This window comes from Tianweitania sp., from assembly GCF_032053605.1.
GTDB lineage: Bacteria > Pseudomonadota > Alphaproteobacteria > Rhizobiales > Rhizobiaceae > Tianweitania.
Window position 1 is genome coordinate 13,520 of the sequence record NZ_DAMBUH010000013.1, and the last position, 25,427, is coordinate 38,946.

Sequence of the window (25,427 nt, forward strand, 5' to 3'; positions counted from 1 at the left end):
GAGATCTTCGGACCGGTGCTGTCCGTTTCGACCTTCGAGTCCCTTTCGGAAGCCATCGCTCTCGCCAATGATACGGCTTACGGCTTGGCTGCCTCCGTCTACACGGGAAGCCTGCGCAAGGCGATCAAGCTGTCGCGCGAGATCCGGGCCGGGATCGTCACGGTCAACTGCTTTGGCGAGGGGGACGCAACGACGCCGTTTGGCGGCTACAAGGAGTCCGGGTTTGGCGGCCGCGACAAGTCCGTCTTCGCGCATGACAACTATTGCGAGCTCAAGACGATCTGGATCGACGTTTCGGATCGCTCTGTAGACGAGACCGTGCGGTGACGATCTTCGTCAAGCGTTTGCCTGTCGAAAACGGCACCTCGGGGTGGGAGGCGATCAGTCCACGTTCGTTTCCCATTCGCGTGCTTGAAGGCGATGTGAACGCTGACTGGCTGATCATCGGTGCAGGCTTTGCCGGCTTGTCCGCCGCTCGCCGGCTGCTTCAGCTGCGACCTGAAGACAAGATCGTCGTTCTTGACGCGACCGAGGTGGCAAAGGGTGCCGCCGGCCGAAATTCGGGCTTCATGATCGATGTGCCCCATAATCTTGCGTCGAGCGAATATTCCAGTGGCAGTGCTGCCGCGACGCAGCTGGAAATGGCACAGAACCGGTCCGCGATCGGCTTTGCCAAGGAGGCAGCGGCAGAATACGGGATGTCGCATGACACGTTCGATCCGTCGGGCAAGATCAACGCGGCTGCAACACAGCGCGGTTTGAAGCTAAACCAGAGCTTTGGCGCATCGCTGAAGAGCATCGGGGAGAGACATAGCTTCCTCGACGCTGCTGAGATGCGCTCGCTGACGGGAACGGGTTTTTATCTTGGCGGCCTGTACACGCCGGGCGCCATCACCCTTCAGCCGGCGGATTACATACGCAGCTTTGCGGCGGGACTAGCATCCAGGATCGATATTTTCGAACGTTCGCCGGTGACTGCGCTGAAGCGAGAAGGCGGGACTTGGAGTGCGGTCACGCCCCGGGGAACGGTAACGGCTCCCAAGATTATTCTTGGCGTCAACGGACATGTCGATGATTTCGGTCACTTTGGCGGCCGATTGATGCACATTACCGCCTATGCCTCGATGACCACACCGTTTCCTGCGGATGATTTCGGGCGGAAGGCGTCCGGACGCGATAAGTGGTCTTTGCTGCCAGCCGACGCGATGGGCGCCACCGTTCGCAAGATTACGTCAGACGGTCAGTCGCGCATCGCCATTCGCACCCGCTACACTTACGATACCGCCATCGCGGTGTCGCAGAAGCGGATATCGAAGATGGCCGAAGTGCATCGCCGTTCGCTCGATGCACGCTTTCCTGAACTCGCGGGCGTGCCTTTCGAATACAGCTGGACCGGCCGCATTTGCCTCAGCCGCAACCACGTGCCGGCCTTCGGTCAGATCGAAGAAGGGCTGTATTCGGCCTGCTGCGAAAATGGGCTTGGAACCGTCAAGAGCACACTTGCGGGCGTGATGGCGGCAGAGCTCGCGACTGGGACTCAGTCTCAGCAACTCACGGAATTCATGGATCACCCCGAGCCCTTGCGGCTCCCACCAGAGCCATTCGCGACGGTCGGTATCAATTCGGTGATCCGCATGCAGGAATTGCGGGCGGGCCGCGAAGGATGATCGGGCCAAGCGCAATTTGAAGGACATACCGCGTCCGTCCTTCAAACATAAAAGGGAACAATAACAGGAGCGTGGAATGAAAACTTTCTGGAAGGCGCTTTGTGCGGCGGCGATGGTCGGGTTGGCGATCCTGCCCGCACAGGCACAGGAAAAGTCGATCACGATGGGGACCCTGTCCTGGGAAGATCTGACGCCGATCACCGGCATCACCAAGAAGGTTCTGGAAGACAAGGGCTACAGCGTTAAGGTCGTCGAATTCGCCGAATGGGGCATCGCTTATGCCGCTTTGAGCAAGGGCGATATCCAGATCCTCGCATCGCAGACCGATTACGTTGCGCAAGACTACTGGAACAAGAACAAGAATCGGCTTGAGAAGATTTCGCCGGTATCCCACGGCCTGTTCCAGGGCGTGGCTGTCCCGAAATATGTGACCATCGACTCGATGGATCAGTTGAACGACAATGCCGACAAGCTCGGCGGCAAGATTGTCGGCATCGAGCCGGGTTCGGGCCTCATGCGTGACACAACAAACGCAGTCAAGGACTACGACCTCAAGCTGCAGCTCGTGGAAGGCAGCACCGCGGCGATGACAGCGGCTCTAAAGTCGGCGATCGATCGTCAGGAGTGGATCGCGGTTACGATCTGGGAGCCATCCTGGATGATGCAGAAATTCGACGTGAAGTTCCTGAACGATCCGAAGGGCGTTTTCCCGCCCCCACAGAGCTACTACTGGATCGGCCAGAAGGGCTTTTCGGCGGAAAATCCGGGTGCGCGTGAAGCGATCGCCAGCGTTTACGTGCCGCTTGCCGACATCACGGCCATCAACGGTGAGGTCAGTGACGGCAAGACCATGGACCAAGCCGTAGCAAGCTGGATCGAAGCCCATGCCGACCTGATTAAGCGTTGGGAGAACATCAAGAGCGAATAAGTTTTTAACGGGCCGCTGGTCGGCGGCCCGTTTTCTTAAGCGATCGAAAATGAAGCCGGCATCAAGCCAGCCTGGGGGACCGCGATGAACACAGTGACTGATCCATCAAACGAAATTCTGGTCGACTGCAAGTCGGTCTGGAAGATCTTTGGTTCCTGCGCGCCCGCTGCCGTCAAGGCGATTGCCGAGCGCGGACTATCCAAGAAGCAGGTGCTGGACGAATTTAACTGCGTGGTCGGTGTGGCCGATGCCAGCTTGCAGGTCCGCCGCGGCGAGATCTTCTGCGTCATGGGTCTATCGGGTAGCGGAAAATCGACGCTGATCCGTCTGCTCAATCGTCTCATCGAGCCAAGCATGGGCGGAATCGTCGTTAAAGGTCGCGACATCGCCAAGCTGAACGCAGCACAGCTGAGGGAGATGCGCGCCCGCCACATCGGCATGGTCTTCCAAAGCGTCGCCCTTTTGCCGTATCGTACCGTGCTGGAAAACGCTGCTTTCGGGTTGGAAGTCCGTGGTGTCGGTAAGGATGAACGCCACCAGACGGCGCGTGCTGCGCTCGACAAGGTCGGCTTGACCGACTGGACCTCACGCTACCCATCCGAACTGTCAGGCGGCATGCAGCAGCGCGTCGGTCTTGCTCGCGCACTTGCTGCGGATCCCGAGATCATCCTGATGGACGAGCCCTTCAGCGCGCTCGACCCTTTGATCCGTCGCCAGCTTCAGGATGAATTCCGACAGCTCACCAAGTCGCTAGGCAAGTCAGCCGTGTTCATCACGCATGACCTCGAAGAGGCCATCCGCATCGGTGACCGGATCGCCATCATGAAGGACGGCGTCATCGTTCAGGTTGGCACGGCGGAGGATATCGTGACCAATCCGGCCGACGACTATGTGTCCGACTTCGTGGCAGGCATCTCCCGCGTTCATCTCGTCAAAGCGCATACTGTTATGCGCCCTGTCGCCGAGTATAGCGCGGCGCATCCGCAGACCGATATCACTGCGCTGCTTCGCGCCACGCCTGAGGCCGATATCGGTAAGCTGATCGACTTGACCATGCAGTCGGACCGCGACGCCATCGCGGTTGTCGAGAACGAGGCGATCGTCGGCGTGGTCACGACGCGCGGGCTCTTGCGCAGCGTAGCCGGACATCCGGCAGGCGAAGCAGCGGCGGCATAGGCGGGGGATGGGCATGGACATTTCGGTTATAGCCGACACCTTCGACATGTGGACGGACGACACGCTGAGTTGGATCAGCGACCATGGCGAATGGCTGTTTGAGTTCGTGCGCATGGTGCTCGAGACCACCTATGACGGTGTTCTTTGGCTGCTACAGGTTCCGCCCTTCTATGTCATCGCGGTCCTCGCCGTTCTGATCGGATGGCGGCAGATCAACCTTCTTGCGGGCGTTGCGATCGGCGTTGCGCTGGCATTCTGCAGCTTCATGGGTCTTTGGGAAGAAACCATGAGTACGCTGGCTCTCGTCATTACAGCCACGGCGCTTGCTCTACTGGTTGGGATTCCGGTCGGCATTATGGCGGGCTTTGTACGGTCCTTCGACCGTTTCCTCGACCCAGTCCTTGACCTCGTTCAAACCCTTCCGCCTTACATCTATCTTCTGCCGGCTATTGCTCTTCTCGGATACGGTCCGGCCACCGCCCTTGTCGCGACCTTCATCGTTGCCGTGCCGCCGGCGGTGCGTTTGACCTCGCTCGGCATTCGCATGACGCCGAACGAGTTTATCGAACTAGGCAGGGCAAGCGGCCTTACGCCTTGGCAGATGTTCACGAAGATCAGGATGCCCTTTGCGGTTCCCAGCGTCATGGCAGGGATCAACCAGAGCCTGATGATGGCGTTCGGCATGGTGGTGATCGCCGGCATCGTCGGCTCGGGCGGACTGGGCGCCACGATCTACGGTGCGATTCGCACCCTCGATATCGCCGTGTCAATCAATGCCGCCATCGCCATCGTCTTCTTGACGATGATCCTCGACCGCTTGACGCAGAGCGCTGGAAGGCGGGCAAAGGAAACCAGCCAATGAATGCGGAAGATCTGCGCTTTTCGCCCGGCACCTACCTAGCTCCTGTGGTTGACTGGCTTAACACCAACTTCCATCCACTCTTTCGGGCCATCTCGACTGTTGTGGAGGCCGTTTTATCCAGCATTGAAGCGGTGCTGGTTCTGCTGCCACCTTATGGCGTCATCCTTCTTGCGCTCGTGCTCGTTTATTTTGCCGTCAACATTCGTGTCGCGATCGTCGCCGGTGTAGCTTTGGCCTTCTGTTACCTCTCGGGTTTGTGGGTCGCGTCGATGCAGACGCTGGCGCTGGTGACCGTGGCGGTCGCAATTTCCGTCTTGATCGCTTTTCCGCTTGGCATCCTGGCGTCCCGCTATCGCAAAGTGGAACAGGCCATTCGCCCGGTTCTCGACATCATGCAGACGGTGCCGCCTTGGGTCTATCTCATCCCGGCCGTGATGATCTTCAGCCTGGGCCGCGTTCCCGCGATCATTGCGACCATTGTGTACGGCGTGCCTCCTATGCTGCGGTTGACGACGCTCGCCTTCAACCAAGTGCCAAAGGACCTTCTTGAACTCGGACGCGCGACTGGTGCTTCGCCGCGCTCGATCCTCTTCAAGATCGAGATCCCGTCGGCCACGCCCACGCTGATCGTGGGCTTGAACCAGTGCATTCTTTTGTCGCTGGCAATGGTGGTTCTGGCAGGCTTGGTTGGTGCCGGCGGTCTCGGTGCCGAAGTGACCCGTGGCCTGACCCGCATGGAGATGGGGCTAGGACTGCGGGCCGGGCTGGCAATCGTTGCCGTCGCTATTCTGCTGGACAGGGTGTCGCGCGGTGCGCTTCAGGGACGATCGAGCAAGGTCGTTCGTAACGCGTAGGTTTTCGATAGGGCTAATACTCAATGCGCCGTAGCTTCTTCTGCATCGACTCGCACACCTGCGGCAATCCTGTCCGGCTGATCGCCGGCGGAGGTCCGATCCTGCCTCATCTTCCCATCGCAGAACGCCGCGAGCTGTTTATTCGAGATCATGATTGGGTTCGTCGGGCTCTCATGTTCGAGCCGCGCGGCCATGACATCATGTCCGGCGCTATCATCTATCCCGCTCATCGAGAGGATTGTGACTTCGCGGTGATCTTCGTGGAAGTCAGCGGTTGTCTGCCGATGTGTGGGGCTGGCACGATCGGCTTGGTGACAGCGGCGATCGAGGAAGGGCTTGTGACGCCGCGTGTTCCTGGACAGTTATCCATCGAAACGCCGGCTGGCCGTGTCGATATCCGATACGAGAAGCCGGGCGAGTTCGTGAACTCCGTGCGTATGTTCAATGTCGACAGCTATCTGCACGCTGCCGATGTGCGTGTCGATGTTCCAGGCGTCGGGCCATTGGTTGTCGATATCGCATATGGCGGCAACTTCTACGCCGTTATCGAACCGCAGGAAAACTGGAAAGGTCTGGATGCCGGAACGGCCAGCGACATCGTCGAACTGAGCCGCGCCCTTCGCGACGCGCTGGAGCCCATCTGCAAGCCCGTTCATCCCGACGATGACCGTATCAGTGGCGTTCACCATGCGATCTGGTGCGATGATCCCAAGAGCGGTGATGCTGATGGCCGCGGTGCTGTGTTTTACGGCGACAAGGCCATCGATCGATCGCCCGGCGGCACCGGCACATCCGCCCGCATGGCACAATTGCACGGAAAAGGACGCTTGAAGATCGGTGATACGTGGCGGCAGGAAAGTCTGATCGGCACGATCTTCGAAGGCAAGGTCGAGGCCGATGCGCAGATAGGCTCGTTCAAGGGTATTAAACCAAGCGTGGGTGGCTGGGCCCGCATCATCGGACACAACACCATCTTCGTCGATGACCGAGATCCGCTCGCACATGGATTTCAGATTACCTAGGTAAGACAAGGCATCCGGACACGCCGGCCGGCAAACGTCCGAAGACGTCTTGACATAGACCGGCATCCATTCGGTATACTGGATGTAATCGAGCTCCTCGAATTCATCCAGAACTGAGAAAAATCCAGATGACCGATTTTGCCGGAAAGAACGTCGTGATCACGGGTGGCGCCGGCGGGATTGGCGAGGCGACCGCTCTTGCCTTCGCCGAAGCAGGCTCGTTTAGATCATGACGAAGACGATTTAATTGGTCGCAGGAGGCTTTAGATAAGGCGAAAGCGCGGCTTCAGGGCAAGGGCAAAGTTTCGGGCGTTGCACTCGATGTGGCCGACCGCGATGCCGTGGAAGCCGCCTTCAAGAAGATCGAAGAGATCGGCGGTACCGACGTTCTGGTGACAAGCGCTGCGATTGTGAAGACGGGTGCGATCCTTGAGTTCGATCCGCAGGACTGGGAGCGGATCTTGTCCGTCAATCTGACGGGAACCTTCAATTGCTGTCAGTTTGCCGGTCGTCAGATGGTCGCTAAGGGCACTGGCCGCATCATAACCGTCAGTTCGGTGAACGGTCAGATCGCGAATACCGGACGTGGCGCTTACTCCTGTAGCAAAGGTGGCGTCGACATGCTGACGCGCTTGCTGGCCGCCGAACTTGGCGACAAGGGCGTCACCGCCAACGCGGTTGCTCCTACGCCGGTAGATACGCCAATGATCCTCCAGGTGCATGGACCGAAGGATCGCGCGATTTGGGATGCCCAGATCCCTGCGAAACGCTACGCCAAGCCTGAGGAGGTTTCGGCGGCAATCCTCTTCTTGGCTTCGCCTGAAGCAGCCTATATCAACGGACACATTCTCAACATCGATGGAGGCTTCATGGCTTCCGGGGTGCTGATCCGCTGACCTAGTACATCCCGGTGGCTGCGGCAGATGTGACAATCGCGACACGTCTGCCGTTGCCGCCTGGAAGATCCAGCAAGCATCTGCTCCACCTCTGATGACAAAGCGCGAGCGGACCCCAAGTTGATAGCGGTCGGCTCTAGAGTGCTTCGCCAGGGGACCACTGGCTGTTGTGCGAACAAGCCGCCTGTGATGGGACCGCTTTATTGAAATAGCTCGATAACGAATTGGTCCAGATTTGCACTATCACGATCGGGCATGTATCTGCACCTGGTTTGAACAGGATAGGTAATTCGTGAACGAACGGGATGCATGGAAAGTTACGCGTCAGTTGCGCGATGCGATACTCCGGTTGGAGCTTCGTCCCGGGCGGAGCCTTGATGAGGCCGCTTTGGCCGAGTCCCTGTCGGTGTCCCGCACCCCCGTTCGCGAAGCGATCATTCAACTGATTGCCGACGGTCTGGTTGTACGCGAAGGCCGCACAGCCAAGGTTGCGCCGCTCGATTTCGACGATCTCCCGAAACTGTATGATGCCTTGTTGGTCGCGAGCCGCGTCATCCATCGACTCGCCGCGCAAAGTCGCACAGACGACGACCTTGAACAAATTGCAGCGCACAGGGATCTCTTCGCCGAGGCCGTTAAAACAGGCGATGGTGTCGGGCGATCCGAAGCGAACTTCTCGTTCCACATGGCCATCGCCAACGCTGCCGACAACCGCCATTTCAGTGCCTTCTACGAGCAGACACTGACTGGATCGCTACGCATAGCGCGGGCGTGTTTCTCCAATAATGTTGCAACCGACGAACCAGAGATCAAGCAGCACCTAGCTGAGACACTACGTCAGCATGACTTGATCCTGGACGCGATCACGCAGCGTGATGCCGCACGTGCGGACGAGTATGCGACGCTTCATCATCAGCTGACAAAGCAGCGTATCAAACGCATATTGTTCGCCGGTGCGCCGGTTCTGAGCGAGGATCTAGATCTGGCGATCGAAGGGGATCTCGCCTGACAGCCATTGTATGAACAAGGCGGCTGAGCGGGAACGCTTCCGCTTGGAATTTGGCACGACATGCAAGGCCACTGGGAGAATCTCACCAACGCCGAATGGCGCGACGAGCCGGCCCGACTTCAGGTAAGAGGCCGCGTAACTCGATAGGGTCGTCGTGATTCCTCCGGCTGATGCGGCAATGTCTAGAGCGGTAGCGGCATTGTCGGCTTTGATGGCAGCGGATGTCGGAGCAACGTCTATATTCTCCGTTTTTGCCCATCGATCCAAAAGTTGCATTCGACCCTCGACATAGATCAGGCGATGCGCGTTCAGCCAGTCTGCGCGCGGTCGGTTTTGTGCCTGCTTCGCCGTTTCGGGATCGCAGAGCAGCATCAAGCGCTCTTGTCCGAGACGGATGGCCTCCGGCTCCCGTTGCGACACGTCCATGAGGAGGATGCTGAGATCGGCGAGTTCGACATTGGGGTCCGTCCAGATCGTACTGTTCACACGCAGTTCCATCTGAGGGTGCAACGCCGAAAATTGCCCAAGATGTCGCGACAGCCACAAGATCACGAAACTCAAAGGCGCCGACACGGTTAGACTGGTCTGTGCCGCGGCGCCCAACATGCCCTGCGTGGCTGTCTCCGCACGATCCAGCGCATCCGCGATGCCCGGAAGATAGGCCATGCCAACGTCGGTCAGTTCAAGGCCATTGCTGCGGCGGTGGAAGAGGGGTCGGGAGAAGAAGTGTTCGAGAGCCCGCACACGCTGACTGATAGCAGCTTGGGTGCAGTTGAGCTCCTCTGCTGCACGCGTGAAACTCAGGTGGCGTGCGGCTGCCTCAAATGCTTCCAGATAACTCAGATGTGGCAGATTTCGCATGCGCCCCTCTCAAGGTTAAGAATCCATAACGAAAACAGGGTCAGTGAGTAAAGATCGCTTTCTTGCGAGCTGCAATTTTCGGTCGTTTATGGATGCAATTCCCGATGCTCATCGCAGGACATCATGCCCTTTTCTCTGCTGAAATACGGTCTGCGCTCCAAGCATGTTCCTTACAAGGACATCCCGCCGACGCCTGAGCTGAAACAATCCTATGACGTCGTCATCATAGGCGGTGGCGGTCATGGTCTTGCGGCCGCCTATTACCTGTCGAACGTGCATGGCATCTGCAACGTGGCCGTTCTGGAAAAGGGCTATCTTGCGGGCGGCAACACCGCGCGCAACACGACCACTATCCGCTCGAACTACATGACCGAAGAGTCGGTGCGCTTTTACAAGGAAGGCGTCGAGCTCTACGAGACTATGTCGCACGATCTCGGCTTCAACATCATGTTCTCGCAGCGCGGACAGCTCACTTTGGCGCATTCGGACGCCACGATGCGCAGCTTCCATCTGCGGGCCGAGATGGGCAAGCACATGGGCACCTGCATCGAAGTGGTGGATGTTCAGACGGTGAAAGAGCTTTGCCCTGAGCTCAATCTTGATCTTGGCGGACAGCATGAAGTGCTCGGTGGGCTCTGGCATGCCGATGGCGGAACGGCGCGGCATGATGCGGTTGCATGGGGTTATGCGAAACGCGCGGCGGAACGCGGCGTCGAGATCCATCAGCGTACGGAAGTGACCGGCTTCGAAAAAGCAAATGGCCGGATCACGCATGTCAAAACCAACCGGGGCGCGATTGCAGCCGGCCAGGTGCTTCAGGCCGTCGGTGGCTTGAATGGGCAGGTTGCGGCAATGGCCGGCATCAAGCTGCCGATCCGCTGCTTCCCGCTGCAGGCGATGGTGACGCAGCCCTTGAAGCCGTTCCTGAATATCCTTCTGTCTTCCGCCAACCTGCACACCTACCTTGTGCAGTCATCGCGCGGCGAGATCGTGATCGGCGGCGGTTCGGACCCTTATCAGCTGGCCTCCACCCGTTCCACGCTGGACCAGAAGGAGCATCTGGCGGAAGGCGCGCTGCATCTCTTGCCCTTCCTGCACAAGGTCAAGCTGCTGCGTCAATGGGCTGGCATTACCGACATGACGCCGGACTACAGCCCGATCATGGGCGCATCTCCGATCGACAATTACTGGCTGGATTGCGGCTGGGGTACGTGGGGTTTCAAGGCGACACCGGTAGCAGGAAAGCGACTGGCGGAAACCATCGCCACAGGTCGCGTGCCAGACATTCTCAAGCCATTCGACCTGCGCCGGTTCGACAGTTTTGCGCTGTTGAACGAGATGGGCGCAACGGCTGCCAGCCACTGACGAGGCATTTCCATGAAAATCCTGAACTGCCCGGTGAACGGCCCACGCAACATCTCCGAATTTCAGTATTTGGGGCCCGTTCGAACTGTGAGCGCCGAACATGGCGACGAGCTTATCGAGACCCTGTTTTATGCCGACAATCCGCTGGGGATCATGCAGGAGTGGTGGCGGCACACGCCATCCAACACGGTTCTGATCGCCGAGCGTCACACCGTCACTGACAAGATCGTCGCCACTTACCTTCCTAATCGAAAGCCCGCCTGAAATGACCGAACGGCTTCCACTTCCCTGGGGTTCGCGTCTTGATCGCGCCCGCAAGATCCGTTTTCAATTCGACGGGCGTCAATTGGATGGCTTCGGCGGCGACACGATTGCATCGGCCATGGCTGGCGCAGAGCGCTGGATCCTCTCCCGCTCGTTCAAGTATCACCGCCCGCGCGGTATCCTCACCATGGCTGGTCAGGACGCCAACACACTGGTGCAGTTACCTGATGAGCCCAATGTGCGGGCCGATCTGCGCTCCATTACCGATGGGCTCGCTGTCACGGCTCAGAACGTCAACGGCACGGCGGAGAACGACCGCAATGCTGTGTTGGACAAGCTTGGCCGCTTCATGCCGGTCGGCTTCTATTATCGCAGCTTCTTTGGGCCGCGCGTAAAGAGCTGGCTGAAGTTCTGGGAGCCGCTTATCCGCAAGTCGGCTGGCCTCGGCAAAGTCGATATTCATGCCGGTTATGGCCACTATGTCCGAGAAAACCTTCACACTGACGTACTCGTCGTGGGCGCGGGCCCTGCCGGTCTTTCGGCTGCCATCAAGGCTGCCGAAGCGGGCGCTCAGGTGCTGGTCGTCGACCTCAATCCCGAAATTGGCGGAGCATTGACCTATGCCCGTTTCGGGCGCGACCGTGCTGAAGCCGAAGAAACGCTCCGAGCCTTGCGTGCCAAGGTAGAAACGCTGAGCAACCTGCGCGTCATGACCGGGGCAACCTGCAACGGCTGGTACGGCGACAACTTCGTGCCGGTCTTGCAGGGTGAAACGCTTTATCGCGTACGGGCGGCCCAGGTAGTGGTAGCCGCCGGCTCCCATGAACAACCGCTCATCTTTCGCAACAACGATCTGCCGGGCATCATCCTGTCGTCGGCAGCACAGCGCTTGTTGCGCCATTATGCCGTTCGTCCCGGCAAGCGCGGCGTGGTTTTTGCGGGCAACCGCGACGGCTATCTCGCGGCTTTGGATATGCTGGACGCCGGCATCCCGATCGCTGCCGTTCTTGAGCCGAGTGCCAGCCCGACCTCGCCTGATCTGGCCGAAAGCCTTATCGCAAAGGGCGTGCGGATCATCACCAATGCGACCGTCATTGAAGCTCATGGCACAAAAGGCAATCGCCATATTCGTGCGGTTCAGATCAAGACACCCGCGAAAGGTGTCGAGGTGCTGGAATGCGATCACATGGTGGTGGCTGCAGGCTACACGCCCGGTTATCAACTGCCTCTGCATGCCGGCGCCAAGCTCGGCTATGACGATGACGCCAAGCACTTCGTGCTGAACCATATGCCAGATGCCATGTATCTCGCTGGCTCGACAGCAGGGTATTTTGCGCTCGAATCCGTATTGCGCAACGGCGAGATCGCCGGCGCCACGGCGGCGAAGGCTGCTGGCTACGATGTTACTTTGCCCGCCGCGATGGAAGATGCCACGTCTTCCCGGATGAACTACTTCCATCAGCTTTCGCCCCATCCGAAAGGTCGGGACTTCGTCGACTTCGACGAGGATCTGCAGGTCAAGGACATCAAGAATGCAGTGGTCGACGGCTATCGCGAACTGGAACTGGTGAAGCGCTATTCCACGGTGGGCATGGGTCCTTCGCAGGGTCGTCACTCTGCCTTGACCACGGCGCGGATCGTCGCTGCTGAAACAAACCGCAAGGTCGCGGAGATCGGGGTCACGACCTCGCGCCCGCCGTTTGGGCCGGAAAAGCTCGGCCTGCTCGCTGGTCCCAATCACGTGCATTACCGTCACACGGCCATTCATGCCGAGCATGTGGCGAGCAAGGCAAAGATGACGCCGGTAGGCGCCTGGTGGCGGCCGCTTTACTACGGTGGCGGATCGGACGTGAAGAAGATCATAGCGGATGAAGTGAAGCTCGTGCGCGAAAAGGTCGGCATGCTCGATGTTTCGACCTTGGGCAAGCTTGCGATCCGAGGACCAGATGCAGCCGCCTTCATCGACCGCATCTATACGATGACGCATGCCAAGCAGCCGGTTGGTCGGGTTCGCTACTGCCTGATGCTGAACGACATGGGCTCGGTTGTAGATGACGGCGTAGCCTATCGCTTGTCGGAAACCGAGTTCTACGTGACGGCCACCACCGGTGCGGTTGCGCGCGTGTTTTCGGAAATGACGTTCCTCAACGCGCAGTGGGGCATGCAGGTCGATATCCAGAACATCACGGCGTCGTTCGCTGCCATCAACGTCACCGGTCCTTCGGCCCGCAAGGTTCTCGAAGCGCTCGGCGGCGATATCGACCTCTCAGCCGAGGGCTTCGGTTATCTCAATGGTCGAACAGGCACGATCGGCGGATGTCCTGTCCGTATCATGCGCATCGGCTTCACGGGTGAGCTGAGCTACGAGCTGCATGTGCCGCAGTCCTACGGCCCCGGATTGTGGCGAAAGCTTCTTCATGTTGGCGCACCGTTCGGCCTGCGGCCTTACGGGCTGGAAGCGTCGCGCGTTCTGCGCCTAGAAAAGGGTCATATCATCATTGGTCAGGACACCGATGCGCTTTCCACGCCTGATGAACTCGGAATGGAATGGGCGCTGTCCAAGGCCAAGACGCGTTATGTCGGCAAGACCTCGATCGAGGCGCGCCGTAAGCTTGGCTTGAAGCGCAAGCTTTGCGGCTTCGAACTGCCTGACGGTCACGGCATACGCTTGGCGGAATCCTGCCTGGTCATGCGGGACGGTCGTCCGGTTGGCTTTGTGACTTCGACCTGCTTCTCGCCCAACCTGAACAAGTGGATCGGGCTGGCCTATGCCGATCCGCGCGACGCGGTTCCGGATGCCACCATCCGCATCCGCGGCCTGTGCGGCAAGGAAGTGCAAGCCAAGGTCATACCTGCGCCGTTCTACGATGCGGAAAACCGCCGGCAGGAGATGTGATGATGAGGTTGAACAGCCAGAATGCTGCACCTGTCGGCGGCATTGATCCGAGCTTGCGCAACGATGTCTTGGAGCAAAAGCTTTCTCGCAGAAGCGCGCTTCCGAATGCGGGTGAAAACGTTGTGCTCCATTGCACCCAAACTGATCGCTTCGGTCTGCGTGGGCCCGGCACGATGGATTGGCTTGCCGAGCAGGGGCTTGCAGCTCCGGGGAGCGTCAACGAGGCCGTGAGGTTGCCATGCGGCACGAGTGTGTTGCGGCTCGGCCAACAGGAAGTTTTGCTGACCGCTCCTCACGGTGATAGCGGCGAGCGGCTGCGCGCGTTGCGGCAGGCGTGGCACGACAGCCAGCTGGCGGCCAAAGGCTATGATGCCTATCGCGAAGAAGGCTGGGCGTGGTTCGTGGTGACTGGACCAAACGCACAGGATTTGATGCGCCGGATCTCGATGGCCGATCTGAGGCCGACCGTGTTGAAGGTCGGTCAGGTGACGCAGACGCGGGCTTTGCATATGGATGTTGTGATCGCGCGGCTCGATCATTTCGGCGCACCCTCCTATGACATCTTCTTCGACATCGCTTCGTCGGAGTTCGCGCTGGAAGTGCTGACCGAAACCGCCGAAGGCCTTAAGGCCAACTTCGAAGTTGCAGCACTCCATGCGCCAGGCGCTCTTCATCCCCATGACTGAAGCAGCGTCCGTGCCATCATCGCCGGCGGCGGCCCTGATCGACGGAAAGGCCTTCGCCGCAACCTTGCGTCAAAGGCTTGCCGAACAAGTCGCAGTGTTGCGGACGGAGCATGGCATTATGCCAGGTCTGGCCGTTGTTCTGGTGGGCGAAGATCCTGCGTCCCAAGTTTACGTCCGGAACAAGGGCAGGCAGACGCTCGAATGCGGCATGAACAGCTTCGAGCACAAGCTCGATGCTGGAACCTCCGAAGCCGATCTGCTTGGGTTGATCGGCAGGCTGAACAGCGATCCGCAGGTTCACGGTATCCTCGTGCAGCTGCCGTTGCCCGCCCATATGGACGCCAATAAGGTCATCAACGCCATTGATCCCACCAAGGATGTCGATGGCTTTCACATCTTGAACGTCGGCCTACTGGGCACGGGACAGAAAGCGATGGTGCCCTGCACGCCGCTGGGCTGCCTGATGCTTTTGCGCGATCGTCTCGGAAAGCTGGAAGGCTTGAGCGCGGTGGTCGTCGGTCGCTCTAACATTGTCGGTAAGCCTATGGCGCAGTTGCTGTTGGGTGATGGGTGCACGGTCACCATCGCGCATAGCCGGACTCAGGATCTCGCTTCCGTGGTTCGTCAGGCGGACATCGTCGTTGTCGCCGTTGGCCGTCCCGAAATGGTGCGTGGAGAGTGGATCAAGCCCGGCGCGACGGTGATCGATGTCGGCATCAACCGCGTCGAACGGGACGGTCAAAACAAGTTGGTTGGCGACGTTCACTTCGACAGCGCAGCTGCCGTTGCTGGCGCCTTGACGCCGGTGCCCGGCGGGGTTGGTCCCATGACGATTGCGTGCCTGCTTGCCAACACGCTTACGGCCTGCTGCCGAAATCACGGACTCCCTGAGGCTGGTCTAGCAGCCTGATTTCATTCCGCTTTCGGCGTTCTCAAAACGCGCCATGCCCTAGACTTTCAGGACATCCCATGACCAATCTCTTCCTGACCGTTACATGCCCGTCCACGCGCGGCGTGGTTGCTGCCATTACCGCCTATTTGGCTGATCATGGCTGCAACATCACCGACAGCTCGCAGTTCGACGACCCGGAAACAGGCGCCTTCTTCATGCGCATCAGCTTCAAGTCGGAAGAAGGTGCTGATTTGGCCAGTTTGCGGGAAGGGTTTGCGCCGACGGCCGAGCCCTTCAAGATGTCCTATTCCTTCCACGATGAGACCGAGCGGATGAAGGTCGTCATCATGGTTTCGCGTTTTGGCCACTGCTTGAACGATCTACTTTACCGCTGGCGCATCGGTGCGCTGCCCATCGATATCGTCGCCGTGATCTCGAATCATATGGAATATCAAAAGGTTGTAGTGAACCACGACATTCCCTTCCACTACATCAACGTGACCAAGGCCAACAAAGCCGAAGCTGAAGCCGCGCAGATGCGGATCGTGGAAGAGACCGGTGCCGAGCTGATCGTGCTTGCCCGCTACATGCAGGTTCTGTCAGACGACATGTGCCGGAAAATGTCAGGCAAAATCATCAACATACACCACTCTTTTCTACCGAGCTTCAAGGGCGCAAATCCGTACAAGCAGGCTTTCGAGCGTGGTGTGAAGTTGATTGGCGCAACGTCGCATTACGTGACGGCCGACCTCGATGAAGGTCCGATCATCGAGCAGGATACGGTTCGCGTCACGCATGCACAGAGCCCTAGCGACTATGTTTCGCTGGGCCGTGACGTTGAGAGTCAGGTGCTTGCGCGGGCCATTCATGCCCACATACACCGGCGGGTGTTTCTCAATGGCAATCGGACAATCGTGTTTCCGGCCTCTCCGGGATCCTATGCTTCGGAGCGTATGGGGTAGAAATCCCGACACGATCCAGCGATATCGCAGCGCAGATTGCACGTTCTAAGTGCCACCGACGGGGTAAAACACCAATTTTGCGGTCACCCTCAGCGACGGCGCAAGCCTGCGTGATCCCGGACGCAAAATGTTGACGGGGTCGCAGGGCGTTTAATCCCTGCGCCCCCGTTTGGCGTTCATCGACCGGCTGATTATCAGGCCCGGTAGCGATCCACCAGCGCTACGAGACGTTCGCAGGCTGCGACAGCGGCAGCGTGATCTTGCGAGAAGTTCAGGCGGATACTGTCTTCCGAGTGCGGGCTGAATTCCGTGCCGGGCGTCACGATCACGCTTGCCTGCAAGCGAAGAACTTTGACGAAATCGGATCCGCTGACCGTCAACTTAGGAAGTTGCGGGAAGATGTAGCTGCCGGCCTCGCTGGTGCGTACCGTGATGCCTGGCGTAGCGCGGAATACTTTTAGCAGATCGTCGCGGATCGCTTGGTGCTCTTGGATGCGCTGCGCCATCCAGCCTTCCGGTTCATTGAACCAGGTGCGCAGAACCGCCTGGCTGTACCCGCCGGCGCGCAGCGACACGATGGCCTGAAGCTTTTCCATCCTGGTGATGACTTCCTTCGATCCGAAGGCGACACCCAGCCGGTAGCCGCTCAACGACTCGGTCTTGGACGGACCCATGATCGTAATGACGTTTTCAGCGTCGATTTTCTGGGCACGCAGATGGGTGTAGTTGACGCCCGAGTAAAGAAGGCGGGAGTAAAGCTGGTCGACGATGACGGTGGCACCGTAGCGGCTGGCGAGTTCGGCAATCGCCTCGATTTCCTCGCGCGCGTAAATTACGCCCACAGGGTTATTCGGGTTGGAGAACAGGAAGACCTTTACGCCAGACTTGAAGGCATCTTCCAGATGGTCGAGCTGGAGCCCGGCTTTGCCTTCAACATCGGCATAGTCCATCTGAATGGGGACGATCTCGCCTTCAAAGAAGTCGACCAACTTGCGGTTGGCGAAGTAGTCCGGCCGGACGATCGCAACCTTGTCACCACGCGACACCGTCGACGCGACCGCGAGGAAAAGCGCGCCTTGCGTGCCAGGCGTGATGATCATGCCGTCGCGGCCATCAACCGGAGCGCCGGTGAACGCGGCGATGCGTTGGGCGAGGTCTTCGCGGATGCCGATGTCGCCGCGATACTCAGTATATGCCTGTTTGCCACCCGACTCCACACCGGCGGAAAAGACCTCGAAAGAACCAGGGGTCGGCTGAAAGGCATCGACATCGCCATGAGAGAAATCCACGGCGCAGCCCGACAGAACGTCACCACGCAGCAAGGCTTCGACGCTTCCTGTTTGCTGGCGAACTTCCTGCCCGGGGGCAGCGTCAGTGCCGAGGCGGCTGAACTTGCTTTGGATGTCCATGGAAACTCCTTCTTGCCCATGCTGAATAGTCGGGCTTGAGCGTGGACATTAGGTAAAGCTTAAAACAAGAAAACCTACTTGCGCCTTCTTTCAGAAGGTAAGAAAACTATCTTCATGGACACACGTTTTCTGGAAAGCTTTTTGACCGTCGCAGACTGTGGCTCTATGGCGGAAGCAGCGCGCAGGCTGAATCTCACGCCTGCGGCTGTGGCACAACGGATCCGCGCCCTGGAAACGGATCTCGGCCAGACCTTGGTGACCCGCGTTGGCCGCACGGTCAAACCAACCCCTGCTGGGCGTGCGGTGCAGCTGCATGCGCCGAGCCTGATCAAGGCACTGCGCGACCTTCGGGCCATGGCGGCAGATGGAATGCCTGCCGGACAGCTGCGGATCGGCGCGACCGCCTCGGCCATGACAGGTTTCATCCCCGATATTCTCGCCACTCTTACGAAGCGCTATCCGCAAATCGAATATTTCCTCATGCCGGGATCAGCTTCGGATCTTTATCAGGCCGTTCAGGCCGGAGACCTTGATGCGGCTTTGATCGTCCAGCCGCAGTTTCCGCTTCCCAAAGCTTTGGGTTGGGTGACCATCCGCAAGGAAGCCTTACTGCTTATTGCACCTGAACGGCTCGAGGTCGGCAACCTTCATGCCACGATCCGGATGCAGCCGTTCATACGCTATGATCGTAGTCAGTGGGGCGGGCAGATCGTGGATCGCTATTTGCGGCGACATCATCTCGTTGTTCGGGAATGGGCCGAACTGGACGCCCTTGATGCAATCGCTGCCTTGGTCAATCGCGGCTTGGGAATCGCCCTCTTGCCGGACTGGGCGCCACCTTGGCCCGAAGGTCTCCGGCTCCAAAAGCTCCCACTTCAAGACGGAGAGATCCGCAACATGGGAGTTCTCTGGGATCTCTCAGGTCCAAGGATAGCCGCGACGCGGGCCTTCGTAGAGACCTGCGAGGCTTTGGCAGCCAACGATCGGTGATACCGTCAGGCTCATCCATACAGCCCGGATTTAGGTTCACATATTTTAGAACGAGTGGCATTGACATCGATTCCGGTATACGTAGAGTATTCTGAAAGACGAGGCCGATGCGGAGGCTTGTTCCTAAGTTGGCTTCTGTAGAAGTCGTTGTTGCCCCATGCGCTTCGTTGAGCGCCCGGTGCTGAAGCCGACTGACCAAATCTGACCAACTGAACGGTTCGTGGCACTGGTTTGATAAACATGGCCGCCCGCTGTCAGAGCAAGTGCATAAGCGAACAACAATAGGGGAATGTCATGACACTTCGGACGAAACTGTCTTCAATGAACCGCCGCAGCTTCCTCGCAACTGCGGGTGCCGCTGCTGCAACCGTCTTATCGGTGCCTTCGATCCGCACCAGCCAAGCGGCAAGCAACGAACTGGTCCTCGTGACATGGGGCGGCAATTATCGACAGGGAATGGAAGAAGGGCTGGTGAAGCCCTTCATGAAGGAGACCGGCATCAATGTGACCGTTCTCGACACCCCGGACATCGCCAAGGTCAAGGCGCAGACTATGACCGGCAACGTGCAGTGGGATGTGTTCGATGCGCCGGGATCGATGGGCGCGAGCGGCGCTGCCAACGGCTACTGGGAAGAATTGCCCGCCGACCTCTTCGACGCCAGCGATCTGACGCTTCCGGTGCAGCCGACGCTCGTGCCTTTCTTCACCTTCGCCGGCGGCATCGCCTATGACACGGCGCGATTCCCGGAAGGCAAGCATCCAAAGACCTTCGCCGACTACTTCAATCCCGATGCATTCCCGGGCCGCCGCACCTTGCGCACCCGCGCGATGGAAACGCTTGAGATCGCGCTCCTGGGCGACGGCGTGAAGCCGAATGAACTGTATCCGCTGGACGTAGAACGCGCCTTCAAGGTTCTGGAACGCATCAAGCCGCATGTTTCGAAGTGGGTTGAAGCGACGCCGCAGACTGTGACCCTGTTGCAGACAGGCGAGGCCGACTTCAGTTTCACCTATGCCAACCGTATTCAGACCAGCAATCGCGACCAGTCCACAAAGCTCGGCTTCTCCTTCGACCAGAACCTGAACGGCGTCGAATATCTCGCCGTGTTGAAGGGTGCTCCCAACAAGGAAAACGCCTTCAAGTTCCTGTCCTTCGCCATGCGCCCCGAGATCCAGGCCTCCTGCATGGAAGCCAAGGGTGGCGCGCCGGTGAGCCGCAAGGGCTATGACCTGCTGACGCCGGAATCGCGCGAATGGCTTCCCAAGCTCGATGCGCCGAACAACGCCTACATCAACGATGAATGGTGGTCGACCAACCTTGAGCCGCTGGAGCGTCAGTTCAAGGAGTGGCTGCTGGGCTGAGGCTAGCAGGACTGTACCGCCGGCGTGGTTCTAAGGGATAAGAAGCGTAGTGAATATCAAGGCAGCTAAAGATGCTGGCCCCTTCATCGCGCCAGCGGCGATCCTGTCGCTTCTGGTCGCGTTGTTGCCCTTCATCTTTATTTTCTACACCAGTACGTCCGGCGGGACGTCCACCGATGCGTTTGCATCGATCCTGGGAAGCAATCTCTTCCAAAGGGCGATGCGGACGACCCTTGAGGTGGCGTTCTTTTCGAGTGTGATAAGCCTGGTGCTGGGCTATATCGTTGCCCTCCATTTGGCTCGACAGTCGCCGCGCCGACGGGCTGCCCTGATGGTTCTCGTGCTTCTGCCCTTTTGGACCAGCATCCTCGTAAAGAGCTTTGCCTTTACGATCATCCTCGGTCGAGAAGGCATCATCAACTCGTTTCTGTCTTGGGTCTGGGGCGCCGAGATCGTGCTGCCGCTGATCTTCAACCGCATTGGCGTGCTGATCGGCATGACCAATTACCTCACGCCGCTCGTGGTTTTCCCGGTTCTCGCAAGCCTGCTGGCGATCGATCCCGCGCTTTACCGGGCAGCCGAAGTAATGGGTGCGAAGCCTAGCCGCATCTTCTTTACCGTGACCCTTCCGTTGAGCGCGCCCGGCGTTCTCGCCGGGCTGCTGAGCGCTGCGGTCATGTCACTGGGCTTCTTTATCGTTCCCGCTCTGCTTGGCGGTCGCCAGGACATCATGCTGGCTAATCTCGTCGACTTCTACACACGAGAAGTGCTCGACTGGAACGTGGCTTCCGCCGTTGGCGTGATCCTCTTCGTTCTTGTCGCCATCTTCGCCATTCCCGCAGCCATCATGCGTCGCGGCAAGCAGCAGGGAGCGTATTAATGGCACTCGCGTCACGCTCCATTCATGACGGTCGCAAGCGTGCGTTACGGTGGCTGGGCAGCATCCTCGCCTTTTTCGTCTACCTGTTTCTGCTTGCGCCCAGCCTCATCGTCATTCCGGTCTCGTTCGGTTCCAAATACGAGCTGAAGTTTCCGCCGACGGAATATTCACTCGACCTTTATAGCATCTTCTTTTCTTCTGAGGCATGGACGCAGCCACTCTTCCTGAGCCTGCGCGTCGCCCTGATGACGACGCTCATCGCGACGGTCATCGCTGTTCCGGCAGCTTATGCGCTGGTGCGGTTCCGGTTCCCCGGACAGAAGTTCATCCTCGGTCTGATCATGAGCCCGCTGATCATACCGTCGGTGGTGTTCGCGCTCGGCATCTACCTTTATTTTTCTTATCTGCGGCTCACCGGTACTGCGACCGGTCTGGTTCTGGCGCATACGATGTTCGTTCTGCCCTATACGCTGGTGATCATCAGCGCCGGCGTGCAGAAGCTCGATCCCAATTTGGAATTCGGCGCCATGCTGATGGGAGCGGGGCGCTTGCGGATGCTGCTGACGGTGGTGCTGCCGCAGCTTTACCCGTCCATCGGAGCAGGCGCCTTGTTTGCGTTCCTGATCTCCTTCGACGAGGTCGTGATCTCGTGGTTCCTGGCAGGACCCACCACGACGACGCTTTCGGTCAAGATGTTCAGCGCGATCCAGTGGGAGATTTCGCCGGTCATCGCCGCGGTGTCGACAATCCTGACCGTCATCTCGCTGGTTGTCTGTCTGATCAACGTCGCGCTTCAAAAGAAGTCCGAAGTGCAGGCCTGAACCAAGCAGTGCTGAATAAAAAACGCGCCGGCGTGGCCAAGGGGACCACCCTTCAAGCGACAAGGAAGTTCTATGCCTGATCTTGAGCAAAACATGATTGAGCTGAAGGCGATTTCGAAGCAGTTCGGGTCGACCTACGCACTGAGACCAACCTCCTTTTCGGTCAAGAAGGGTGAGTTTCTGACCCTTCTTGGACCCTCGGGATCAGGCAAAAGCACGCTCTTGAACCTCATTTCCGGAGGTTATTCTGCGACCTCCGGACAGATCCTGATGAATGGCAGCGACATAACCGATGCGCCTCCACGCAAGCGCGGGATCGGCATGGTCTTCCAGAACTATGCGCTGATGCCGCATATGACGGCCTTCGACAATGTGGCTTATCCCCTGCGCGTGAGGGGCGTGTCCAAGGCCGACATCAAGCTCAAGGTTCTCGATGCCTTGAAGCGGGTCGGACTGGCCGGCTTCGAAGACCGCAAGCCAAAGCAGCTCTCCGGTGGTCAGCAGCAACGTGTCGGTATTGCCCGCTGCATCGTGTATTCGCCATCGACCATCATGATGGACGAGCCGCTGGGTGCGCTCGACAAGAACCTGCGCGAGCAGATGCAGGACGAGATCAAGACCCTGCACAACGAGATCGGCACCACCTTCATCTACGTGACGCATGACCAGGAAGAAGCCCTGAACATGTCGGATCGCATCTGCCTGATGAACAATGGCGGCGTTGTTCAACTCGGCACGCCGGACGAGCTGTATTTCCACCCGGTCAACAAGTTCGCGGCTCAGTTCATCGGTGAGTCCAATTTGCTGAGCGGAACGGTGGACGGCGACAACAAGCTGCGCACCGGGACCGGTCACCTGCTGACAATGCCTTTGTCGCGCAGGGTTCCTGCCGGGGAGACTTGCGAAGTCATGCTTCGTCCCGAGCGCATCCAGATCGTTGACCCGAACCAGGCTGAAAGCCTGGGCGTGGCTTGGACGGTTGTTTCCGGCAACGTCGCGAATGTCTCCTTCATCGGCAGCATGACGACCTTGGCTGTACGGCTGACGGACGGAACGCTCTTCAAGCTGAAGACCACCTCGCTGCCCGAGAAGCATCGCTACAAGATCGGCGATCCGATCGAGGTGCGCTGGAATCCAGAAGACCTCGTGATCCTTCAGAACGAGAAGTCCTGATCGCGCATCCGGCGCTCCGTTCGACAGACTAAGAAAGTGTTGGAGATATGAAAATGAACATCAAGGGTCTGTCCGGGATCGTCACGGCAACGCCGACGCCTATCAAGGACGGCAGTGTGGACGTGGACTCTGTTCGCGACCTCGTCGGTTATCTCCTGGCCAGCGGAACCAGTGCCATCGCGCCGATCGGCGGAACCGGTGAATATGTCTCGCTGAGTGACCGCCAGAAGCTCGATATGGTTCGGGCGACGGTTGAGGCCGTCGACGGTGCCGTGCCGACCATCGCCGGCCTGATTGCGCCGGGCCTCGGCGAGGCGCTCGATGCCGGCAAGCGCATTCTTGAGGCTGGCGCCGACGGTTTGTTGGTCACGACGCCGTTCTACGTGCGCCCCACACAGGCCGGCATCATCGACTACTTCAAGGAGCTTTCCGACAAGCTCGATGCGGATATCGTTCTTTACGAATTCCCCTTCCGCACCGGTGTGTCTCTGACTGCTGAGACGGTGCAGACGCTTGGCGAAACCACGCGCATCGTGGCGATGAAGGCATGCAATGCCGATACCGGCCTACAGATGCGGGTGATCGAGGCGGCCGGCGATAAGATCTCGATCCTGTCGGGCGACGAAGACGTGTATCCGCTGCATATCGCAGCCGGCGCACGTGGAGGCCTGGTTGCCTCATCCTGCATTGTCCCGCAAATCTGGAACAAGATTACGGCGCTGGTTCAGGCGAACAAGTTGGATGAAGCGCTGGCGCTGCATGCCAGAATCCGCGCTTTCCTGAAGCTGCTGTTTTCGGAGCATAACCCTGGTCCGCTCAAGGCAGCCTTGGGCATCCTGGGGCGGCCCTGTGGTGAGCCGCTTCTGCCGCTCGTGAAGGCGAGTGCGGAAACGCATGAGCAACTCGCCAAGATGCTGCCAGATATCATGGCCCTCGAAGCCTCGGTGTAAGTTCTCGCCTTGAGCGAGGTTTGTCAGCGTTTATCGTCAGGCGGAAGCGAAATGGACGTCGATCATCAGGTTCTCACCGAGATCCAGGCTTGTTTGGGCGAGAGCTTCGTCAAGACGGGAGCGGATACGGAAAAGTATCTCGAGGACTTCTGGGGGCGGGCGCGGGGCGAGGCTATTTGCGTGGCTTTGCCGGGCAGTACCCAAGACGTGTCTGCTGTGCTGGCGATCTGCCACAAGCACAAGATCGCGGTCTTCCCGCAGGGCGGAAACACTAGCACCTGTCTTGGTGCGGTGCCGGATACGTCCGGTCGCTCCATCGTTCTTTGCCTCAGCCGTATGAACCGCGTTCTTGCGGTTGATCCCGTGGACGGCTCGCTGACGGCCGAGGCCGGTTGTATTCTGGCGGACATCCAGGCAGCCGCGGCCAATGTCGGCAAGCTGTTTCCCTTGAGCCTAGGGGCCGAGGGCAGTTGCCAGATCGGCGGAAACGTTTCGACCAACGCCGGCGGCACAGCCGTCGTGCGCTACGGCAACACCCGCGATCTCGTGCTTGGCATGGAAGTGGTTCTGCCCGACGGCCGCATCTGGAACGGGCTGCGGACGCTGCGCAAGAACAACACCGGCTATGATCTGAAGCACCTGTTCATAGGGGGCGAGGGCTCGCTTGGCGTGATTACGGCCGTGTCGCTGAAGCTATTCCCCGGCCTGGGCTCGATGACGGCAGCCCTTATTTCGTTCGATGACATCGCCAATCTCACGGCCTTCACCGAACCGCTGAAACGGGCCTTCGATACGTCGATCATCGCCATGGAGCTGATTTCGGGAAGCGAAGTGCGGATCGTGAAGGCGATCTATCCCGACATCGTCGTTCCCTATGACGAGAAGGTCGGCTGGTTCCTCTTGGTGGATCTTGCAGCGGGAGAACAGGACGATATCAGCGACCGTCTCCAGGAGATCCTGGGCACGGCCATGGAAAACGGCCAGATCTCGGATGTATTGATTTCCAGCAATGAAAGCCAGCGCGCCGCCATCTGGAAACTAAGGCACACCGTGACGGAAGCGCACAAGAAGTATGGGATGGGGATGTCGCACGACATCGCCGTTCCCATTGCTGAAATCCCGCGCTTCCTCCAGGTCGCCAGGCAGAAGGTCGACGAGGCTTTCGCCGCAGCCGAGGTCGCCGTGGTGGGCCATGTCGGTGATGGCAATCTGCACTACAACGTCATGTTCGAGAAATCGCGTTGGGAAAGCCTGTCCGATCCGCTGCAAACCCGCAGGGACGTTTTCAAGGCGATCTATGACATCGCGGCGGGAATGAACGGCACCTTCAGCGCGGAGCACGGCATCGGTGCGCTGCATGTCGCCGAGATGAAAGCCTACAAGCCGGTGGTTGAGTTGGAGATGATGCGCGGCATCAAGGCGCTGTTCGATCCCGACAACCGCATGAACCCGGGTCGCGTCATTCCTGCCTGATACGGGCCCCGGCTGAGGCCACGGATCAC

The 25,427-nt window shown here is 59.0% G+C and carries 23 protein-coding genes and 1 pseudogene; 22 read left to right on the forward strand and 2 right to left on the reverse strand.

The genetic code is table 11. The features are described 5' to 3' along the window. From RTX98_RS05130 to RTX98_RS05170, 9 genes and pseudogenes are all read left to right on the forward strand, one after another. A partial coding sequence (locus RTX98_RS05130; RefSeq protein ID WP_312795065.1) for an aldehyde dehydrogenase family protein occupies positions 1-327 on the forward strand: 327 nt, incomplete at its 5' end. Beyond that, positions 324-1,667 carry an FAD-binding oxidoreductase gene (locus RTX98_RS05135; RefSeq protein WP_312795066.1) on the forward strand — a complete coding sequence of 448 codons (1,344 nt, stop codon included), beginning with the start codon at positions 324-326 and terminating at the stop codon, positions 1,665-1,667. The genes RTX98_RS05130 and RTX98_RS05135, both read left to right, overlap by 4 nt. Positions 1,668-1,743: 76 nt before the next feature. Beyond that, positions 1,744-2,595, forward strand: coding sequence for a glycine betaine ABC transporter substrate-binding protein (locus RTX98_RS05140; RefSeq protein WP_312795068.1), 852 nt, complete (start codon positions 1,744-1,746; stop codon positions 2,593-2,595). A gap of 84 nt (positions 2,596-2,679) precedes the next feature. After that, complete coding sequence (locus RTX98_RS05145) at positions 2,680-3,771, forward strand: glycine betaine/L-proline ABC transporter ATP-binding protein (protein ID WP_312795069.1); 1,092 nt, start codon at positions 2,680-2,682, stop codon at positions 3,769-3,771. Between the two features lie 13 nt (positions 3,772-3,784). Beyond that, entirely contained in the window at positions 3,785-4,633 is an 849-nt protein-coding gene (locus RTX98_RS05150) for an ABC transporter permease (protein ID WP_312795070.1), read from the forward strand. Further along, positions 4,630-5,487 (forward strand): ABC transporter permease, encoded by an 858-nt coding sequence (locus tag RTX98_RS05155; RefSeq protein WP_312795071.1) that lies wholly within the window; start codon positions 4,630-4,632, stop codon positions 5,485-5,487. The genes RTX98_RS05150 and RTX98_RS05155 overlap by 4 nt, the downstream gene beginning before the upstream one ends. A gap of 23 nt (positions 5,488-5,510) precedes the next feature. Beyond that, positions 5,511-6,509, forward strand: coding sequence for a 4-hydroxyproline epimerase (locus RTX98_RS05160; RefSeq protein ID WP_312795073.1), 999 nt, complete (start codon positions 5,511-5,513; stop codon positions 6,507-6,509). 260 nt (positions 6,510-6,769) lie between these two features. Beyond that, positions 6,770-7,405 (forward strand): annotated as a pseudogene (locus RTX98_RS05165) (SDR family NAD(P)-dependent oxidoreductase); the annotation flags it as partial. 292 nt (positions 7,406-7,697) lie between these two features. Beyond that, positions 7,698-8,414 carry a GntR family transcriptional regulator gene (locus RTX98_RS05170; protein ID WP_312795075.1) on the forward strand — a complete coding sequence of 239 codons (717 nt, stop codon included), beginning with the start codon at positions 7,698-7,700 and terminating at the stop codon, positions 8,412-8,414. Here the strand turns inward: RTX98_RS05170 and RTX98_RS05175 are convergent. After that, positions 8,382-9,275, reverse strand: coding sequence for a LysR family transcriptional regulator (locus RTX98_RS05175; protein ID WP_312795076.1), 894 nt, complete (start codon positions 9,273-9,275; stop codon positions 8,382-8,384). The two genes, RTX98_RS05170 and RTX98_RS05175, sit on opposite strands and share 33 nt — an antisense overlap. Positions 9,276-9,398: 123 nt before the next feature. Here RTX98_RS05175 and RTX98_RS05180 point away from each other — a divergent pair, with 123 nt between their 5' ends. Genes RTX98_RS05180 through purU form a run of 6 tightly spaced genes read left to right on the forward strand, consistent with a single transcriptional unit; the run spans position 9,399 to position 16,340 of the window. Next, positions 9,399-10,640: an FAD-dependent oxidoreductase gene (locus RTX98_RS05180; RefSeq protein WP_312795077.1), complete on the forward strand. Its 1,242-nt coding sequence runs from the start codon at positions 9,399-9,401 to the stop codon at positions 10,638-10,640. A gap of 12 nt (positions 10,641-10,652) precedes the next feature. Further along, positions 10,653-10,904, forward strand: coding sequence for a sarcosine oxidase subunit delta (locus tag RTX98_RS05185; protein WP_312795078.1), 252 nt, complete (start codon positions 10,653-10,655; stop codon positions 10,902-10,904). A gap of 1 nt (position 10,905) precedes the next feature. Beyond that, positions 10,906-13,800 (forward strand): 2Fe-2S iron-sulfur cluster-binding protein, encoded by a 2,895-nt coding sequence (locus RTX98_RS05190; RefSeq protein WP_312795079.1) that lies wholly within the window; start codon positions 10,906-10,908, stop codon positions 13,798-13,800. Further along, positions 13,800-14,486, forward strand: coding sequence for a hypothetical protein (locus tag RTX98_RS05195; protein WP_312795080.1), 687 nt, complete (start codon positions 13,800-13,802; stop codon positions 14,484-14,486). The genes RTX98_RS05190 and RTX98_RS05195 overlap by 1 nt, the downstream gene beginning before the upstream one ends. Further along, on the forward strand, positions 14,479-15,396 hold the full coding sequence (gene folD / locus RTX98_RS05200) for a bifunctional methylenetetrahydrofolate dehydrogenase/methenyltetrahydrofolate cyclohydrolase FolD (RefSeq protein ID WP_312795081.1): 918 nt from the start codon (positions 14,479-14,481) through the stop codon (positions 15,394-15,396). The genes RTX98_RS05195 and folD overlap by 8 nt, the downstream gene beginning before the upstream one ends. 59 nt (positions 15,397-15,455) lie before the next feature. Next, a complete protein-coding gene (purU, locus tag RTX98_RS05205; protein WP_312795082.1) occupies positions 15,456-16,340 on the forward strand; it encodes a formyltetrahydrofolate deformylase in 885 nt (294 codons plus the stop codon). Between the two features lie 194 nt (positions 16,341-16,534). Here the strand turns inward: purU and RTX98_RS05210 are convergent, their stop codons facing one another. Then, positions 16,535-17,749: a pyridoxal phosphate-dependent aminotransferase gene (locus RTX98_RS05210; protein ID WP_312795084.1), complete on the reverse strand. Its 1,215-nt coding sequence runs from the start codon at positions 17,747-17,749 to the stop codon at positions 16,535-16,537. Positions 17,750-17,863: 114 nt separating this feature from the next. On the opposite strand from RTX98_RS05210, the gene RTX98_RS05215 reads away from it, so the two are divergent. The 7 genes from RTX98_RS05215 to RTX98_RS05245 all read left to right on the forward strand — a co-directional run bounded on the left by RTX98_RS05215 (position 17,864) and on the right by RTX98_RS05245 (position 25,398). Then, positions 17,864-18,739: a LysR substrate-binding domain-containing protein gene (locus tag RTX98_RS05215; RefSeq protein ID WP_312795086.1), complete on the forward strand. Its 876-nt coding sequence runs from the start codon at positions 17,864-17,866 to the stop codon at positions 18,737-18,739. A gap of 294 nt (positions 18,740-19,033) precedes the next feature. Next, positions 19,034-20,101 carry an ABC transporter substrate-binding protein gene (locus RTX98_RS05220; protein ID WP_312795088.1) on the forward strand — a complete coding sequence of 356 codons (1,068 nt, stop codon included), beginning with the start codon at positions 19,034-19,036 and terminating at the stop codon, positions 20,099-20,101. 49 nt (positions 20,102-20,150) lie between these two features. Continuing rightward, the gene (locus RTX98_RS05225) at positions 20,151-20,981 is read left to right on the forward strand and encodes an ABC transporter permease (RefSeq protein WP_312795090.1); all 831 of its coding nucleotides are present in this window, start codon (positions 20,151-20,153) and stop codon (positions 20,979-20,981) included. After that, on the forward strand, positions 20,981-21,802 hold the full coding sequence (locus tag RTX98_RS05230; RefSeq protein WP_312795091.1) for an ABC transporter permease: 822 nt from the start codon (positions 20,981-20,983) through the stop codon (positions 21,800-21,802). Before RTX98_RS05225 ends, RTX98_RS05230 begins: the two co-directional genes overlap by 1 nt. Positions 21,803-21,874: 72 nt before the next feature. Continuing rightward, positions 21,875-22,975: an ABC transporter ATP-binding protein gene (locus RTX98_RS05235; RefSeq protein ID WP_312795092.1), complete on the forward strand. Its 1,101-nt coding sequence runs from the start codon at positions 21,875-21,877 to the stop codon at positions 22,973-22,975. 53 nt (positions 22,976-23,028) lie between these two features. After that, positions 23,029-23,925 carry a dihydrodipicolinate synthase family protein gene (locus RTX98_RS05240; RefSeq protein WP_312795093.1) on the forward strand — a complete coding sequence of 299 codons (897 nt, stop codon included), beginning with the start codon at positions 23,029-23,031 and terminating at the stop codon, positions 23,923-23,925. A gap of 51 nt (positions 23,926-23,976) precedes the next feature. Then, complete coding sequence (locus RTX98_RS05245) at positions 23,977-25,398, forward strand: FAD-binding oxidoreductase (RefSeq protein ID WP_312795095.1); 1,422 nt, start codon at positions 23,977-23,979, stop codon at positions 25,396-25,398. Positions 25,399-25,427 lie beyond the last annotated feature (29 nt).